Origin of the sequence: Xenorhabdus hominickii (assembly GCF_002632725.1) — a bacterium.
Classification (GTDB): domain Bacteria; phylum Pseudomonadota; class Gammaproteobacteria; order Enterobacterales; family Enterobacteriaceae; genus Xenorhabdus; species Xenorhabdus hominickii.
The window spans coordinates 126,686-141,557 of the sequence record NZ_NJAI01000006.1 but is presented as its reverse complement, the minus strand read 5'-3'; the positions used below and the strand labels follow the sequence as shown (position 1 = coordinate 141,557).

The window sequence follows — 14,872 nt, the reverse complement described above, 5'->3', positions numbered from 1 at the left end:
TAGTGTTATAATCAACTTACCTTCGGAAGTTTTAATCGCGTAGTTATTTAGCTAACGGGGTTTAGTGGCCATTTCATCGCCTTCGACACTTTAGAAATCTGGGTCATGACTCCAATAGTTAGATCACCCTATGAAGAATAGTATTCACGTTCGATGAAACATCCTATCACTTTGTCGTGTATCTCTTCTGATTTGTAATAGCCAATCGTCTTTCGATTCAGTCTTTTTAAACGTGTACGGAATATCAAATTGGTTCTTTCTATACGTTGAATGTAATGTTTTCCAACAATATGTTTTTCTTCAGGAAGTCTATTGTAAGGTGAATCCTCATCCGTACAGTCAAACCTGACCTTAAATGGTGATAATAACTCAAGAGTTTGCGTAAAGTCGCCGTACTGCGATCACCCAAAATATGCGCCACCATTCGCTTGAGGCGAGGCTCCCAAGTATACCAGAGCCAGCGTTGATTTTTCTTACTACTCACCAATGACCCTTGTTCATCAACGTCACAAATAAGTTGGATTTCATTCCCCTCAAGGGGAAGGTTGGTCACATTTTTCGGGGTGAGTTTTTTAACGTGCGAATGACTGTGTTAACCCCTATCTTTAGTACACGGGCGGTATCACGGACACCGGCGTTATTCATTTTCATATCAACAACCTGCTCTTTCATACCGGGATTACAGGCTTGATAGGTGTATTTCAATTGAAATGTCTTACGGCAAGCATAACAGTGATACCCCCCATTTCCTTTACCGTGCCCTTTTACGTCTTCTGATTTGTGACAATAACGACAATACACGTCAACTCTAGCCATATCTTACCGATAAAAAGAAAGGGGTTTATCACAACATCTCACCATTGACATCATGACCCGCAGTGCTGATGAAGGGATTCTTGGGTACGGATCCGTATCAATGCATTTTGTGTGGAAACCGGCTGTGTTTTTCCGGCGCTCAGGCAGGGCTGCGAGCGGGAGAATTACTGTCGGAGAGACTTCACCGGATGGAGCGAAAACGATGGCTGCAAACGTCATCTCAGGATCAGTGTGCCTAAAACGCGGGTTTTAGGTTAAAAATCAAGCTAAAGCGTTTTTTTATACGAAAGCGCACGCAATAGCTCGCTCTGTCCGACGCTTATCAGGGCCGTTTTAGGTCAGGTATCAGCGAAAAGAAGCGGTTCAATTTCCTAACCATCAAGACAAAATTGTGTCCACTGTGGGATAAAAAAGCGGCAAAAATCATCGACATTACAGAACATTTCAACTAAGTTGTCCATAGCCTGTTCCAGTAGTAGGCTTCTCGTCAATTTCTTATCCAGAATTCGGGTTAATTAAACTAGTAAAACTTCCGGTCCGCGTTGCTCAAGAATGCGGAGCATTCTAAGAGCTGGACCACTTGTTTTTTTTCTTCTCGCTCCCATTTAGAGACACTTTCTTTTGACATTCCTAATGCCAGAGCTAGCACAATCTGAGACATTCGAGAGTATAAAAAAGTGTGGGGCACTTATGCGGCAAAGCAGCTAAAGAAATTTCACCTGACAACCTGAAGCGCCGTTAAATCAGAGGATTGAGGCGGAGAGCCACTTAACGGTATAAGTATTCATGGGTCATTAATAGGTAGTAGTCCGGTTGAATTGCCCATTTTACAGACAAGTAACTCAAGTGCCCCACACTTTTTTATGCTCTCGATGGAAAAATTCTCTTTAGTGACGTTCCCCCCCAGCAGCCCAATCGGGTCTGGGGTCTAACATCAGATACTGCTCTGTGTCCCGAACATAGTGCCGAAAACGGTTGTAGTATAAACCAATTTCATCATCTTCGGCTTGTTTCCTCCTGACCCCCTCTGTTTTTGTAATGCCAAATACTACCGGAGATCTTGTCAATGAGGCTGTCCTAGGTATCTACACATCTTTTAAATACCGGGTTTCTGTAGCCCGCCCCCTCGGGTGCTGCTTAAACCCATCACAAACTCGTTCCTAGGCAGCGGCTACAGGGTTTTCGCCAAGCTCAAGATATGTGTAGATACCTATGCCCCACTATAGAAGCCGGCTTGCCAGCGAAGAGTTTGTCTGAGATACCGCAAACCAGCGCCTACGGGGAGCGTCAATCAAGTCTTGCGCGCTGTCATCGTGTAACACATCGGCAACTGGGCGTTCTGCTGTTCGTAAATGTCATACGCCTGCTCACGATTGGAATGCGGGTATTCCTTGAGATGAGTGATCTGCAGTCCGGCGTCGATTGCGGCCGACACGATGTCGCCCAAGGGATGGACAAACCAATAGGAAGTTGGCGCTTTTGATGGCGCGGTCCCTTCATAGACAATGGCTTCATCTTCGACAAAAGGCTCTTGTCGAAAGTACGACGTTTGCAAGGCAAACGGTTCGTCAGCCTTGGGATCGAGCATTTCGAGAAACGGATGAGTCTCGTAAACCACCAGGCTGCCGCCGACCTTGAGAGTGCTGGCAACATGAGCAAAAAACACGCGGATGTCGGGCATCCAGTTCAATACACCGATAGTAATCAGCGCCACGTCGAAGCGTTTATGAAGCGTCTGGGGCAGATGGTGAATGTCCGCCTCGATGAACTCGCCGTGGTGCGGCGATGCTCTGTTCAGTTCCCCAGCCTGTTCGAGAAAGGCGCTGGACTGATCGACTCCCACCACTGAGCGGGCGCCCAGTGCAAACAAAGAAAGACTTTCCCGACCGTTGTTACACCCCAACTGGAGCACGTCCTTGCCGGCGACGCCCACTTGCTGCAACGACGCCGTGAGGGTTGGGTCCAGGCACGAAAAATCCGACTGGCCGACCTCGCGTAGAATCGCGTTCCAGTGAGCGGTTTTTTTGTGGTGTTTTGCCGAATCATTCCAGGCATCCCGATTGCTGGCGATGATCTGCTGTGAGGACAGCTCGTTCATGGTGTTTGTATGGATGCCTCCCGTTTGGCAAGGGTCGTTTTGATGTGATGTAGAACAGGACACGGCTGCAGTTTTGCATCCGGCCTTTGGTGCAGGTCAGATACCTGCTGGCTCTGATGGAATACGCTGACCCACGCCTCATTTATCCAAAGGACTCTAAGACCGGAAAATCATTAAGATTTAGTGGGTCACGGTCCGACCTGTTTGCCATCACTTCTTCACGTACCTTGCGTAACCTTTCAGCGATCCTTCCTTCGTTGAGTTAATAATGTGCGAGCTGCCGTTTACACCGGTTTGCTCACGTATTCAGCTTGGTACTCCCGCCCACGGGTTTGTGGGTAGACTCTGGGCTTAAGTGCACTTTCTGTTCCATTGCACCCCAAACCCCTACGTCGATCCTCATTTCCCACACGCCTTCGCGCACCTGCTCACGCCAATCAGCGAAGTGGACAGGCTTTTAGGCTAAATGTTAGATGTAGTGCATTTCAGCCTGACAGATTGTGAAATCTGTTCGCACCGGACAGGCAAAATAAATATAGCATGTTTTTTAACCATTAGCACAGTCGCTAAAATGCGCTGTAGGCATTTTTGTTGTAAAGCTATGGGTTTAAATCACGTTGATTCTGCAAACAGCTTAGAATCGTTTTACGAAGGTTATAAAGAAATGCGTCTTTATCGGGAATGTCTGCACCATTCTTTGATTTTTCGAGACGACTGTTGGCGTTATGGTTGGCATTGTTCGTTGCTGTTTGTGCATTATTTGCGACGTTTCTGACGTCATTGACACGGCCATCGATTTCGCCTCGGCTATACGCCCCGACATCGGCGGCAGTAGGTTTCGTTGTGGATGAATAGACGGCATTCCAACCGATCCATTCCGTACCATTATTCCACGATTGCCGTACCGCGACTTGTCCATTATGGGCGGTGTAACGTTGGGCAATTACGCCATTGCTATTATGCACTTCCAAAATACCGTAACCGTAAAACCCTGCGGGTGTATCGGCCACAGCTGCAATATTTTTAATCCCGACCTTATAAAAACCGCTCGATAAACAATGTTGAAATTTTCCCGTATCATCAAGAAATACGATTTCCTGTTTTGACATTTTTCCCAATAACGCATGGTTCATCGTTTCGGCAAAGTTTTTGTTACCGTCAAGCGACCTTGCCAGCTGACCGATAGTGTTTAAACCATTCGGGGCGTTATCAAATAAGGTTTTCCTGAGAATATTGACGGCCTTGGGATTGGCGGCAATCCTTATCTTAGCGAGTGATCTAACTATTCAATACATGACCGAATTTATCACATAATGTAATGAGTAGTAGTGAGTCAACTTTTCGATGAAGTGGGCCAAAATCCAATTTATGGAATGTAGTAATTTTTTATCCATGTGCCAAAATCGGTTGTTTTTAGCACATTTAATAAATAACAAATTGATAAGGATATTCATTTAATCGGTCTGCTGGTTGATCGTTATCTACGAATACTGGTATTGCTCAGCCTCAGCGTATTCGCCTTAATTGCAATCATGCTTGGTTTTGGCGGAAAAGTCTCGTCTGTTATCTATCTGAGCGTTGCTCTGTGGGGATTAACTTTTGGTGGTGCAGCTACATTACTGCAAACTGCTTCTGCAGATGCTGCCGGGGATGGTGCTGATGTGGCACAGTCCATGGTTGTTACAGCCTGGAACCTTACTATTGCTGGCGGGGGTATTATTGGGGAATATTACTGGAAACCAGCGGGGTATCCTCATTCCCTTGGGTTATATGTATTTTGCTGTTGATCGGATTAATTGTGGCTTGGCAGGCAAAAAAACATGGTTTTCCCCATAGCCGGCAAGCTTCACTACACTGAGTGCTCTTAGTTGGATAAATTTATATTAGGTGAAATAAAAATAAAGCCTTATTGGAGACTACATTGTAGGAGTCGTGAAATGGATGCCCAACGGCGGGCTAATCGTTTTAACTCAAAAGTTGTAATTGTCACTGATGCAGGTTCTGGTATAGGTGCTGCAACGGTACAACATGCAAGTGATCGATGTCCGTATGCACCGCCGAAACACGATGATGATCGGCATAGGGGTTATCGGGTGGCGTAGGGGAACCGCCCCTACGCTCCCACAGAACCGGACGTGACAGTCTCCCGTCATCCGGCGTTAGCATCGCGTACAAATTTCCCAGTGTGCAAACAGACTGGGCTTAGCGCTCCGTATCCTGTCTAACCATTCATACGCCTGAGCCAGACTATCGTGTACCCGCTTGTATTTGCGAATAACCCATTTAGCAAGGTGCAGATTGATATGTTTGGCTACACAATCCATTGCTGATCGATAAAAGCGCCCATAGTACCCAACCCAGCCACGTAACATGGGATTGAGCCATCGTGCCATTGCCTCCAGGAAATTCACCGAAAATTCTCCCCCTTTCGAGACCGACTTTCTTGGCCTGAATGTGTAGCCCAAAAAGTCGAAGCTGATTTCAGGATATTCCCCCGTTCTTTCCCTGTCTTTGCAGGACTCATTTCCAGCTTACATTCAGCCAGGCGCTTTCTGAGCCTGCCAAGCAACATAATTGCTTGCGCATGGCTTTTGCAGTGGATGACTATATCATCAGCGTACCGCTCAAACCGAACGACGGGAAATTCCCGTTTCATCCATATGTCGAATGCATAATGCAGGAACAGATTTGCCAACAATGGACTAATGACACCACCTTGCGGCGTTCCCTTGTCCCTTATTTGTACCGTTCCATCCAGCATATGCACCGACGCGGTTAGCCATCGTTCAACGTAGAACAGCACCCAGTTGGTACGCCAGCATCGTTGCTGGGCTACCCTTAGAGCATCGTGCGCGGATTCCCTGACGCTCACCCATCGCTCTTAACGACAGCAGCTCAGGGTAGTTTGAAGGCGGCGTCTGGACACCGCCTCCGAGGGGCCGACCCTCATCTCTCGCACAGCATTGCACCCTTTATTTGCCACCGGGTGCATTCGTGGCACACCTAAGCCGGAACCGCCGGAAATTTTGTCACCCCAGCTTACTACCGAACGCTAGCCCGCAGTAGAGAAAACCCGTAACTCTTTATGAAGTGACAAACGTGACAACATTTTCGAGGGTTCCGACGTAGAACCCCTATTTGCTACTATGTGGCCTGTTCCCAAGCATCGACACAAAGTCATCCGATAGCCTCTGCCTGCATTATCGAATCAGCCAACCGATTATCCGCAAATTCATCATACTCAATAGCCGCTTCATGGGCGTCCGTCACGCCAATGTACCCGAAGGCGGTGCGGATGCTTCCACGTGGTTGCGATCATCGAGGCGACCGTCAGGTTGGTAGCCGTAATCACCGGATCACCGTGACGTCAAACGACGGACACGTCCTATGCTGGGATTCAAGAATTTCAGACGAGTACAGACCGTGTTGGCTGGGATTGAATGGGTCAGTATGTTGCGTAAAGGGCAATATCCGCAAGAAGAAGGAACCGGCCGCCTTTTTCTATCAACTGGCGGCGTAATTATTAATCAATCTCACTTTTGCACAGACTTTCTCTGTTCATGCGACCGATCCCCTAGAAAGGTGTCCTGATTTTCTGCGCCACTACAATTTCCGCATTATCACATTTTCTCTCTGTTAAACAGCCCCACACAATTCGCCCCGATCAGGCTTTGCAACGTAACTCGGGTAAGGTATAGTCCACTTTTTACGGAGAAACCATGCTGACCCACCCATCCATTCGTCTTAACAAATACATTAGCGAGAGCGGCATCTGTTCTCGTCGCGATGCCGATCGTTACATCGAACAGGGGAATGTTTTTATTAACGGTAAGCGAGCCGCCGTTGGCGATCAGATAGTTGCCGGAGATATAGTGAAAGTTAACGGTCAGCTTATTGAGCCGCGTGATGAAGAAGACCTAGTGCTGATCGCGCTGAATAAGCCGGTTGGCATCATCACCACGATGGAAGATAGTGAGCGGAATAACATCAGTGATTTCGTTAACCACAGCCAGCGCGTCTTCCCGATAGGGCGTCTGGATAAGGATTCCCAGGGACTGATTTTTCTGACTAATCACGGCGATCTGGTCAATAAGATCCTCCGTGCCGGAAATCATCACGAAAAAGAGTACGTGGTAACAGTCAACAAACCGGTGACCGATGCGTTTATTCAGGGCATGAGCGCCGGGGTGCCGATGCTGGGAACGGTGACTAAAAAATGTAAAGTGCAGAAAGAAGCTCCCTTGGTGTTTCGTATCACGCTGGTGCAGGGGCTTAACCGCCAGATCCGCCGCATGTGTAAACACTTTGGCTATGAAGTTACTAAGCTTGAGCGCACGCGCATCATGAACGTCAACTTGAAAGGACTGCCTCAGGGCGAGTGGCGAGATTTGACCGACGATGAACTGATCGCGTTATTTAAGCTGATTGAAAACTCATCGTCCGAAGAAAAACCGGCGAAAAAAGCGCAGACTGAGCGCGTTGCCGCTAAAAAGCCGGGCTTTAACGGGCCGAAAAACACCGAAAAATCCGACAGCAACTCGGCTGCCCGTAAGCGCTTTACCCAGCCTGGGCGTAAGAAGAAGGGGCGCTAAGCCGGGATAATTCTCGTCAGCTGCCGGATCTAGCTCAATTCTTTAAGCGCCCTCGTTGTGGGCTGACAATAAAAGGCTCTGTCCTGTCGCATTAAGCGGTGAATGGATAATATGTCGCTTTTTTATTAAGTTATTCGCCTATGTCCCTTATCCGAAATGTGTTCAAACGCCTGCATTATCCTGTTGATATCATCGCTCAGTGTGGTCGCGGGTCTCTGGCCTACGCGCTGAGCCTGCGTGATTTGGAAGCCCTTCGCCGACCACGCAAAAAGCCCGTTGGTTCCCGGTTGCGGAGGGATGAAACTGATATCGATTGACTTTTTGCTGACCACTCGCCGCGATATGCAACGGCAGCCGCCCGGCGTTTTTTCCATAAAACGATACGCCAGCACGGACAACCTGAAGGAGTCACCATTGAGGGGCTTAAGCTGGGGTGACAAAATTTTCGGCGTACAACCCCTATATTGCCTATAACCTGTCGGCAAGGCGCGTGAGCAAGTCCATACGCTCGTGAAAAATCGCCTCGATTAACGCAGGCGCATTCTCTCGCGGCAGGCAAAACACATAGTCACGGTCACAATACGCCATGCGCTTTGGCCGACAGCAAGCTGCGCAATACCGTGTTCCAGCGCGGTAATGTAGCGGTGCGCCTGCGCCTCGCCCCATTGCTTGCGCGCAAATCAGCTTCGGCCGCCTTCGTGAGTACATAGTCCATCAGGCGCGGTCGCTCCCGGCAAGTTCTTCATTGAGAATTTGGCCGATACTTTTCTCGGATCCATCCCTTCATTGATCCGTGTATCCAGCAAGGCTTTTAGCTCCTGCCATGCCTGATCGCTGTCGCTCATGACGGGGGACAGGCGTTCGAGGGCATATTGCTTGCTGCAAAGCGGCCATGGCAACGCAAAGCCTGTCGGATATCCAAAGTGCAGAAAGAAATAGAAACAGATTAATTTAATAGTCTGCCTCTGGATGAGATTTTTAATAATCAATCCCTAATTTCTTTAAGCGTGAGATCAAGGTTGTCGGGTTTATTCCCAACAATCTTGCTGCGCCGTTATCACCAAAAATTTTCCCTTTGCATTGTTTAACCGCAAGGGAAAGATTTTTAATTTCCAACTCCTTGAATTGTTCTATAGTCAGCACGCCTTCGGTTTGTTGATGTTCATTGTAAATATCCTGACACTGAATCTTAGGTTGCTGTTGATCTTGTTCCAACAAATATTTAAAGGAAACAGCGCCTTGCCTTGCCGTAATTAGCGCCCGTTCGATGACATTTTGCAACTCACGGATATTACCGGGCCAGTCATATTGCTGAAGCTCCAAAATATGCTTTTGTGAAAATGGCAGATACTTAATTTTACGATTGTCACAAATCAGTCTGGTAAAATGTGTAACCAAAAGCGGAATATCTTCCCTACGGTCACGCAAGGCAGGGGAATGAATCGGAAATACATTTAAACGGAAATACAGATCTTCACGAAAGCGTTTGTATTTCACATCTTCTTTTAAATTACGGTTGGTGGCGGCAATAATCCGTACATTCACATGTCGCGTTTTTTCTTCGCCGACCCGCTCAAAGGTGCCTTCTTGCAATACACGCAGTAGCTTACTTTGTAACTCTGGTTGAATATCGCCAATTTCATCTAAAAATAATGTGCCTTGGTCTGCCAATTCAAAACGACCGATACGGTCACGCACAGCCCCAGTAAATGCCCCTTTGACATGCCCGAAAAATTCACTTTCAAACAGTTCCGAAGGAATCGCGGCACAATTGACCCGAATAAGTGGTTGTTGTTTACGGTGACTGAATTGGTGAATCGCGCGGGCTATCAATTCCTTGCCTGTACCGGATTCACCATAAATCATCACGTTGGCATCCGTTGAGGCGACTACCTTGATTTTTTCGATAATCTGTAAAATAGATGTACTATTGCCGACAATTTCATGGTATTTATTTTCTTGTAAAAATTCCTCCTGCAAATATTCGTTTTGCTGTTCCAGGCGGCTTTTTAAATCTTGCAGTTCTTCAAGGGCATGAGTCAGTTGTTTTTCGGTATTCAGCCGATCGGTAATATCGCGAAATACCACCACTGCACCGATAATTTCACTGTCACGGATCACTGGGGTACTGGTAAATTCCACTGGAAAGTAACTGCCGTCACGCCGCCAAAAAATTTCCTGAATACCTTCATACACAATACCATCATGTACTGCTGCGTAAATCGGGCACTCCTCAACAGGGTAATGATCGCCATTTTCATGGGTATGGTGATGAATTTTATGAATATTATTACTCAGCACATCTTCAGGTTGCAGCCCCAGCATTTTAGCCCCGGCAGGATTGATAAAGGTGCACAAGCCTTGCTTGTTGATACTGTAAATACCGTCCCCGACTGAACTCAGTAATAAATGCTTGCCTGTGTCGGAGTCGATAAACAATTCTTGTAAGGCTTGCCATTCTTTTAAATCTGTACGGATGGCTTTATCGGTATTTTTCTTAAGTTGGCGCAGTTCTAGCTCTCTGACATCCACCAGCGACCATATCAACAATGTTTTGTTTTTATAGGGCAATGAAATAGAAGTGATATCTAACTGGATTTTTTCACCATGTTTATCAAAGGAACATAGCTCATTGTTCCAAGCCCAATCTTTTTCTAAAGCTTCTTCGGTAAATGCCAGCAGGTGTGGCAGTTGGCTTAAATGACCAAAAACGGAAGTTACTGCTTTTTGAATAATTTCATGACGTTCATAACGCAATAATCGAGTGGCACTGATATTCACATCAATAAACTGGTTTTGATGTGGATCTAGCACAATTAATGCCTGTGATGTGTGTTCAAATACCAACGGACGAATCGAGTTTTCAGAAGTTACCCAATCCGAAATAAAATCATTTGTATTCATATTATTCATCATATTCATATTATGAAGTTTCATAATTGAAACTATAAAAATTCATAATACTACGGAAAATCATAGCATCCCAGCGGTTACACTTATATTAATAAAAATATTTTATATAAATTTTAATTATATTTTTCAATAATATAAACACAAATCCCCTACCCAGAAATATAACTTGGCATAGCTTTCGCTATAACACAGGAAGACGACATATTGATTCATTCCAAAATAACATTGAACTAGGAGCTGTTATGCCAAAAGTTGATATCGAACAATATAAAGATGGCGATTTTCTTGTTGATTACGAAGAAAAAGTGTTTGAGGACGTCAAAGCACAGCCGGGTGAAAAGGCATTGTTGACTTTCCATACCGTTGCATTTGAAGGATCAATTGGCCTGATCAATGTGTTACAGGCAAAGCGTTTATTGCGTAAGGGATTTGAAACCAAAATTTTGCTTTACGGCCCGGGTGTGCAATTGGGTGTTCAACGTGGTTTTCCAACTTTAGGGGCTGAGGCTTTTCCGGGTCATTTTGCCGTCAATAACCAATTGAAAGCCTTTATGGAAGAAGGCGGCGAAGTCTATGCCTGTCGTTTTGCGTTGCAAGCAATGTATGGCCAAACCGAGAAAGCACTTATTCCGGGAATTCGCCCGATTAATCCATTGGATGTGATGGATTTAAAACTGCTGATGCGTCGTGAAAATGCCTTAGTTATTGATACTTGGACTGTTTAAGTAAGCGCAAACTCATAAGGGGAATAAGACATGAACAGAATCATTAAAGCTGCCGCAGTGCAATGTAGCCCTGTGCTTTATAGCCAAGCCGCAACGGTAAAAAAAATCTGTGACATTATTTCAGAGCTTGGAAAACAAGGTGTGCAATTTGCCGTTTTTCCTGAAACCGTCGTGCCTTATTACCCTTATTTTTCCTTTGTACAACCGCCATTTGCCATGGGAAAAGAGCATTTAAAGTTGTTGAATGAATCGGTGGTTGTACCTTCCGAAGCAACTCTGGTGATTGGTCAAGCCTGCCTTGAAGCCAACATGGTGGTATCGATTGGCATTAATGAACGTGCGGGTGGTACGATTTATAACGCCCAGCTGCTATTTGATGCCGATGGTTCAATCATTCAGCATCGCCGCAAAATTACGCCAACTTACCATGAGCGAATGGTTTGGGGCCAAGGTGATGGCAGTGGCCTGCATGCCATTGACTCTGCGGTGGGGCGTGTTGGTTCGCTGGCATGCTGGGAACATTACAACCCGTTGGCACGTTTTGCCTTGATGGCAGATGGTGAGCAAATTCATGCGTCCATGTTTCCTGGTTCGTTGGTAGGACAAATTTTTGCTGATCAAATCAGTGCAACCATTCAACACCATGCGTTAGAATCCGGCTGTTTTGTGGTCAATGCCACCGCATGGCTGCATCCCGAACAGCAGCAGCAAATTATGCAGGATACAGGCTGTAATATCGGTCCAATTTCAGGGGGATGTTTTACCGCCATTGTTTCTCCCGAAGGCAAGTTCTTAGCTGAACCGCTCACACAAGATGAAGGTTACTGCATTGCCAATCTGGATCTTAGCCTGATTGATAAACGCAAACGCATGATGGATTCAGTGGGACATTACAGTCGCCCTGAATTGTTTAGCTTATTGATTGATCGCCGTCCGACAAATGTATTGCACGAACTGAAAATTGAAACACCAGATCAAAATCATCTCGAAAAACACGCGAAATTTAATGAAACCCAGATCTGAACCATATTGATTAAACCCAAGTAATAGGGGGTAAATATGTCTGCAATACAATTACTGACCGATTTGCAATGTAACGGTCTGAAATGGGAAGGCGAGCTTGGTTTATCCCGCAAAGGTGGTGCAGGGCCAAGCGATCATAAGGCACTGAGCCTTGACGGAAAAACCATGATGATTCCTGTGCTGAACCTTGCAGCACAAGACTCTCCCTATACTGCAAAACCTGATCTGAACTCTGACAAGGTGACTGTCTTTAAAAACCGGATCCCGGTGGCAACCTTAACTATACCTGTACGCCCGCGATTTTATGATTTAAAAACCGCCGAAGGTATTGCCTATGAGCAAATTGCGACCTTACATAGCCATGATGTGTTGGCAACGACAGTGTTACAGCATTGCATTCGTATGAATGACAAGGCAACGGCGTGCCAGTTTTGCTCAATTGATCAGTCTTTGATAGGTGGTCGAACCTTGATCCGTAAACGCCCGGAACAATTGGCAGAGGTAGCTAAAGCAGCCGTTGAGCTGGATGGTATCAAGCAAATGGTGATCACCACAGGGACGCCAAATACGGGAGATCGCGGAGCAAAAATCTTATATGACTCGGTCAAGGCAATTAAGGCACAAGTAGATTTACCAATACAGGTACAGTGCGAGCCACCCGATGATTTTGCATGGTTTAAACGTTTAAAAGATGCAGGCGCTGTATCGATTGGAATGCACCTTGAGGCGGTGAGTGAGCGTGTACGGCAAAAAATTATGCCGGGCAAAGCTGAAGTATCGCTGGAAAAGTATTTTTCAGCATTTGAGGCAGCCGTTGCCGTGTTCGGCCGAGGACAAGTCAGTACCTACATTTTGGCTGGATTGGGCGACACCGAACCGGAAATCGTGGAAATGACTGCCAAACTGACTGAAATGGGGGTATATCCATTTGTGGTGCCGTTTGTGCCAATTCAAGGTACACCATTAGAACATCATCCTAAACCTGATCACGCCTTTATGCAGTCGCTTTACCCGAAAATCGGATTGCAACTCAAACAACATGGCTTGAACTCAGAAAATACTCAGGCAGGCTGTGCCAAATGCGGCGCTTGTTCTTCGCTGAAAGCATATGAATAAGGAGAATATGGTATGGAACTTTCTCGTTATTCTTGGCTGCTTGGGCTAAATGAAGAGCTGAAACAATTTATTAGCGATGACATTGCCATCAAAATGGTATCGGAAGATTGGGAATGCCGCCAATATTATCGTTTGCGTGAAGTGACCTTTCGCGATGAACAGAAAATCTTGAAAGAAGATCGGGACGAGTACGATGTTAAAGCATTAGGTATTGTTGCCATTGGGAAAATGGCTGGTGAGCATGATCGTGTGATTGGCGCAGTACGGATTTTCCCCGATGGCGAACAGACGTGGTATGGCGGGCGTTTATGTGTAGAGCCTCTATACCGACGTCACCATACCATTGGTAAAGCGTTAATCAATGCAGCGGTATCGACCGCCAAGAACTTGGGATGCCGTACTTTTTTAGCCACCGTGCAAAGTCAAAATGAACACTACTTCCAAAGATTGTGTTGGGATAGTTTGTGTCAGTTGACCGTTGCCAACATTCCACATGTGTTAATGCAGGCACAGATTGAAAACTATCCATTGCAGTATATCCCGATGCAAACCTATATGCAGAAGGAGACGCAATGATGGAACTCAATCAATTACTCGAGATATTGAGACACACACCCGCCATGCGGTCCAAGCAGGCGATTGCATCCAGTATTTCAACCAATACAGTTTCAGCCAATACAACCTGCCATGTTGATTCATTGGATAGCTTATATGCTTACCCTGGGGATGATGCGGCGGCACTGCCATTGAATGGTCAGTATGTATTACACGCCTGTGAAGGTATGTTGCCAAATTTTGTGGCCAATCATCCTTATTTTGCAGGATGGTCAGCAGTCATGGCGAATATTAGTGATATTGCCGCCATGGGCGGTCGGGCGTTGTCAGTGGTGAACAGTCTTTGGCATACCAACAGCAAACAGGCACAGTTGTTAGTGCAAGGCATGCAGGATGCTTGTCGTGCTTATGGTGTGCCATTGGTCGGTGGGCATACCAATCTTGGTACAGTTTATCAGCCCGCTTTATCGGTTGCGATTCAAGGCACGGCGCGAAAATTGCTTTCAGTGCTGCATGTCAAACCACAACAAAAAATCTTGATGGCTTTAAATCTGCAAGGACAATTCCACCCCAATACCACTTATTGGAAATGTTTTGAGCATGTATCTGACAGCGTTTTACAGTCACAAATTGCCTTGTTGCCGCAATTGGCGGAAGCAGGGTTGGTTCATGCAGCCCGTGATATCAGCAATGCCGGCATTTTAGGCAGTTTGTTGATGTTGCTCGAAGCTACAGCCTCGGGGGCTCATATCAACCTAGATGCCATGCCTAAACCCGGTGATGTCGACTGGTCTAAATGGCTGCAAATTTTTCCCAGCTTTGGTTTTTTACTGACTGCCAATGTCGATAAATGTCAAGAAATTATCAAGCTGTTTCACAGTCAGGACATTGCCTGCACAGTGATTGCTGAAACCAATGTCAGTGGTGTGGTTACAGTGCAGCAACAACAGCAACACGGCATATTTTGGGATTTTAACAACCAAGTATTTACCGGTTTTTGTTATGCGAATGTCTTGAAAACATTTAATTGAAAG

The 14,872-nt window shown here is 46.1% G+C and carries 14 protein-coding genes and 5 pseudogenes; 11 read left to right on the top strand and 8 right to left on the bottom strand.

Annotated features, from left to right (window positions below; translation table 11 throughout):
- Positions 1 to 128 precede the first annotated feature (128 nt).
- Positions 129 to 816, bottom strand: a pseudogene (locus tag Xhom_RS17590) (IS1 family transposase).
- Positions 817 to 875: 59 nt separating this feature from the next.
- Between Xhom_RS17590 and Xhom_RS46210 the strand changes: the two are divergent.
- Positions 876 to 1,055 (top strand): annotated as a pseudogene (locus Xhom_RS46210) (IS91 family transposase); the annotation flags it as partial.
- Positions 1,056 to 1,331: 276 nt separating this feature from the next.
- On the opposite strand, the pseudogene Xhom_RS46205 reads toward Xhom_RS46210, so the two are convergent.
- From Xhom_RS46205 to Xhom_RS33730, 3 genes and pseudogenes are all read right to left on the bottom strand, one after another.
- Positions 1,332 to 1,477 (bottom strand): annotated as a pseudogene (locus Xhom_RS46205) (helix-turn-helix domain-containing protein); the annotation flags it as partial.
- Between the two features lie 630 nt (positions 1,478 to 2,107).
- Complete coding sequence (locus tag Xhom_RS17580; RefSeq protein WP_069315522.1) at positions 2,108 to 2,914, bottom strand: class I SAM-dependent methyltransferase; 807 nt, start codon at positions 2,912 to 2,914, stop codon at positions 2,108 to 2,110.
- Positions 2,915 to 3,513: 599 nt separating this feature from the next.
- Entirely contained in the window at positions 3,514 to 4,023 is a 510-nt protein-coding gene (locus Xhom_RS33730; RefSeq protein ID WP_198148743.1) for a hypothetical protein, read from the bottom strand.
- A 387-nt stretch (positions 4,024 to 4,410) separates the two neighbouring features.
- Between Xhom_RS33730 and Xhom_RS17570 the strand changes: the two genes are divergently transcribed.
- A complete protein-coding gene (locus Xhom_RS17570) occupies positions 4,411 to 4,701 on the top strand; it encodes a hypothetical protein (protein ID WP_198148742.1) in 291 nt (96 codons plus the stop codon).
- Positions 4,702 to 4,851: 150 nt separating this feature from the next.
- Positions 4,852 to 5,016, top strand: coding sequence for a hypothetical protein (locus Xhom_RS30575; RefSeq protein WP_157104598.1), 165 nt, complete (start codon positions 4,852 to 4,854; stop codon positions 5,014 to 5,016).
- A gap of 57 nt (positions 5,017 to 5,073) precedes the next feature.
- Here the strand turns inward: Xhom_RS30575 and Xhom_RS37020 are convergent, their stop codons facing one another.
- Positions 5,074 to 5,307: a group II intron maturase-specific domain-containing protein gene (locus tag Xhom_RS37020; RefSeq protein WP_232326260.1), complete on the bottom strand. Its 234-nt coding sequence runs from the start codon at positions 5,305 to 5,307 to the stop codon at positions 5,074 to 5,076.
- A gap of 14 nt (positions 5,308 to 5,321) precedes the next feature.
- Positions 5,322 to 5,717, bottom strand: coding sequence for a reverse transcriptase domain-containing protein (locus Xhom_RS37015; protein WP_232326259.1), 396 nt, complete (start codon positions 5,715 to 5,717; stop codon positions 5,322 to 5,324).
- A 551-nt stretch (positions 5,718 to 6,268) separates the two neighbouring features.
- On the opposite strand from Xhom_RS37015, the pseudogene Xhom_RS17555 reads away from it, so the two are divergent.
- The 3 genes and pseudogenes from Xhom_RS17555 to Xhom_RS46200 all read left to right on the top strand — a co-directional run.
- Positions 6,269 to 6,434, top strand: a pseudogene (locus tag Xhom_RS17555) (DDE-type integrase/transposase/recombinase); the annotation flags it as partial.
- 199 nt (positions 6,435 to 6,633) lie between these two features.
- Entirely contained in the window at positions 6,634 to 7,506 is an 873-nt protein-coding gene (rluF, locus tag Xhom_RS17550) for a 23S rRNA pseudouridine(2604) synthase RluF (RefSeq protein ID WP_069315518.1), read from the top strand.
- 140 nt (positions 7,507 to 7,646) lie between these two features.
- A pseudogene (locus Xhom_RS46200) lies at positions 7,647 to 7,925 on the top strand (IS6 family transposase); the annotation flags it as partial.
- A gap of 261 nt (positions 7,926 to 8,186) precedes the next feature.
- On the opposite strand, the gene Xhom_RS37010 reads toward Xhom_RS46200, so the two are convergent.
- Positions 8,187 to 8,495, bottom strand: a complete 309-nt coding sequence (locus Xhom_RS37010; RefSeq protein ID WP_232326258.1) for a hypothetical protein — start codon at positions 8,493 to 8,495, stop codon at positions 8,187 to 8,189.
- Positions 8,485 to 10,410 (bottom strand): sigma 54-interacting transcriptional regulator, encoded by a 1,926-nt coding sequence (locus Xhom_RS17530; RefSeq protein ID WP_069318407.1) that lies wholly within the window; start codon positions 10,408 to 10,410, stop codon positions 8,485 to 8,487. Before Xhom_RS17530 ends, Xhom_RS37010 begins: the two co-directional genes overlap by 11 nt.
- A 251-nt stretch (positions 10,411 to 10,661) precedes the next feature.
- Between Xhom_RS17530 and Xhom_RS17525 the strand changes: the two genes are divergently transcribed.
- The 5 genes from Xhom_RS17525 to Xhom_RS17505 are packed head-to-tail and all read left to right on the top strand — an operon-like array spanning position 10,662 to position 14,869.
- The gene (locus tag Xhom_RS17525; protein ID WP_069315517.1) at positions 10,662 to 11,144 is read left to right on the top strand and encodes an MSMEG_0572/Sll0783 family nitrogen starvation response protein; all 483 of its coding nucleotides are present in this window, start codon (positions 10,662 to 10,664) and stop codon (positions 11,142 to 11,144) included.
- A 30-nt stretch (positions 11,145 to 11,174) separates the two neighbouring features.
- Entirely contained in the window at positions 11,175 to 12,167 is a 993-nt protein-coding gene (locus tag Xhom_RS17520) for a Nit6803 family nitrilase (RefSeq protein WP_069315516.1), read from the top strand.
- Positions 12,168 to 12,203: 36 nt separating this feature from the next.
- Complete coding sequence (locus Xhom_RS17515) at positions 12,204 to 13,283, top strand: MSMEG_0568 family radical SAM protein (protein ID WP_069315515.1); 1,080 nt, start codon at positions 12,204 to 12,206, stop codon at positions 13,281 to 13,283.
- 12 nt (positions 13,284 to 13,295) lie between these two features.
- Positions 13,296 to 13,859: an MSMEG_0567/Sll0786 family nitrogen starvation N-acetyltransferase gene (locus tag Xhom_RS17510; RefSeq protein WP_069315514.1), complete on the top strand. Its 564-nt coding sequence runs from the start codon at positions 13,296 to 13,298 to the stop codon at positions 13,857 to 13,859.
- Complete coding sequence (locus Xhom_RS17505; protein ID WP_069315513.1) at positions 13,856 to 14,869, top strand: sll0787 family AIR synthase-like protein; 1,014 nt, start codon at positions 13,856 to 13,858, stop codon at positions 14,867 to 14,869. The genes Xhom_RS17510 and Xhom_RS17505 overlap by 4 nt, the downstream gene beginning before the upstream one ends.
- Positions 14,870 to 14,872 lie beyond the last annotated feature (3 nt).

What these genes read in the sequence shown, in the direction of transcription:
- Xhom_RS17580 (WP_069315522.1), bottom strand. Translation starts at nt 2,914, where the DNA reads ATGAACGAGCTGTCCTCACAGCAGATCATCGCCAGCAATCGGGATGCC.
- Xhom_RS33730 (WP_198148743.1), bottom strand. Translation starts at nt 4,023, where the DNA reads ATGTCAAAACAGGAAATCGTATTTCTTGATGATACGGGAAAATTTCAA.
- Xhom_RS30575 (WP_157104598.1), top strand. Translation starts at nt 4,852, where the DNA reads ATGGATGCCCAACGGCGGGCTAATCGTTTTAACTCAAAAGTTGTAATT.
- Xhom_RS37020 (WP_232326260.1), bottom strand. Translation starts at nt 5,307, where the DNA reads ATGGCACGATGGCTCAATCCCATGTTACGTGGCTGGGTTGGGTACTAT.
- rluF (WP_069315518.1), top strand. Translation starts at nt 6,634, where the DNA reads ATGCTGACCCACCCATCCATTCGTCTTAACAAATACATTAGCGAGAGC.
- Xhom_RS17530 (WP_069318407.1), bottom strand. Translation starts at nt 10,410, where the DNA reads ATGAATACAAATGATTTTATTTCGGATTGGGTAACTTCTGAAAACTCG.
- Xhom_RS17525 (WP_069315517.1), top strand. Translation starts at nt 10,662, where the DNA reads ATGCCAAAAGTTGATATCGAACAATATAAAGATGGCGATTTTCTTGTT.
- Xhom_RS17520 (WP_069315516.1), top strand. Translation starts at nt 11,175, where the DNA reads ATGAACAGAATCATTAAAGCTGCCGCAGTGCAATGTAGCCCTGTGCTT.
- Xhom_RS17515 (WP_069315515.1), top strand. Translation starts at nt 12,204, where the DNA reads ATGTCTGCAATACAATTACTGACCGATTTGCAATGTAACGGTCTGAAA.
- Xhom_RS17510 (WP_069315514.1), top strand. Translation starts at nt 13,296, where the DNA reads ATGGAACTTTCTCGTTATTCTTGGCTGCTTGGGCTAAATGAAGAGCTG.
- Xhom_RS17505 (WP_069315513.1), top strand. Translation starts at nt 13,856, where the DNA reads ATGATGGAACTCAATCAATTACTCGAGATATTGAGACACACACCCGCC.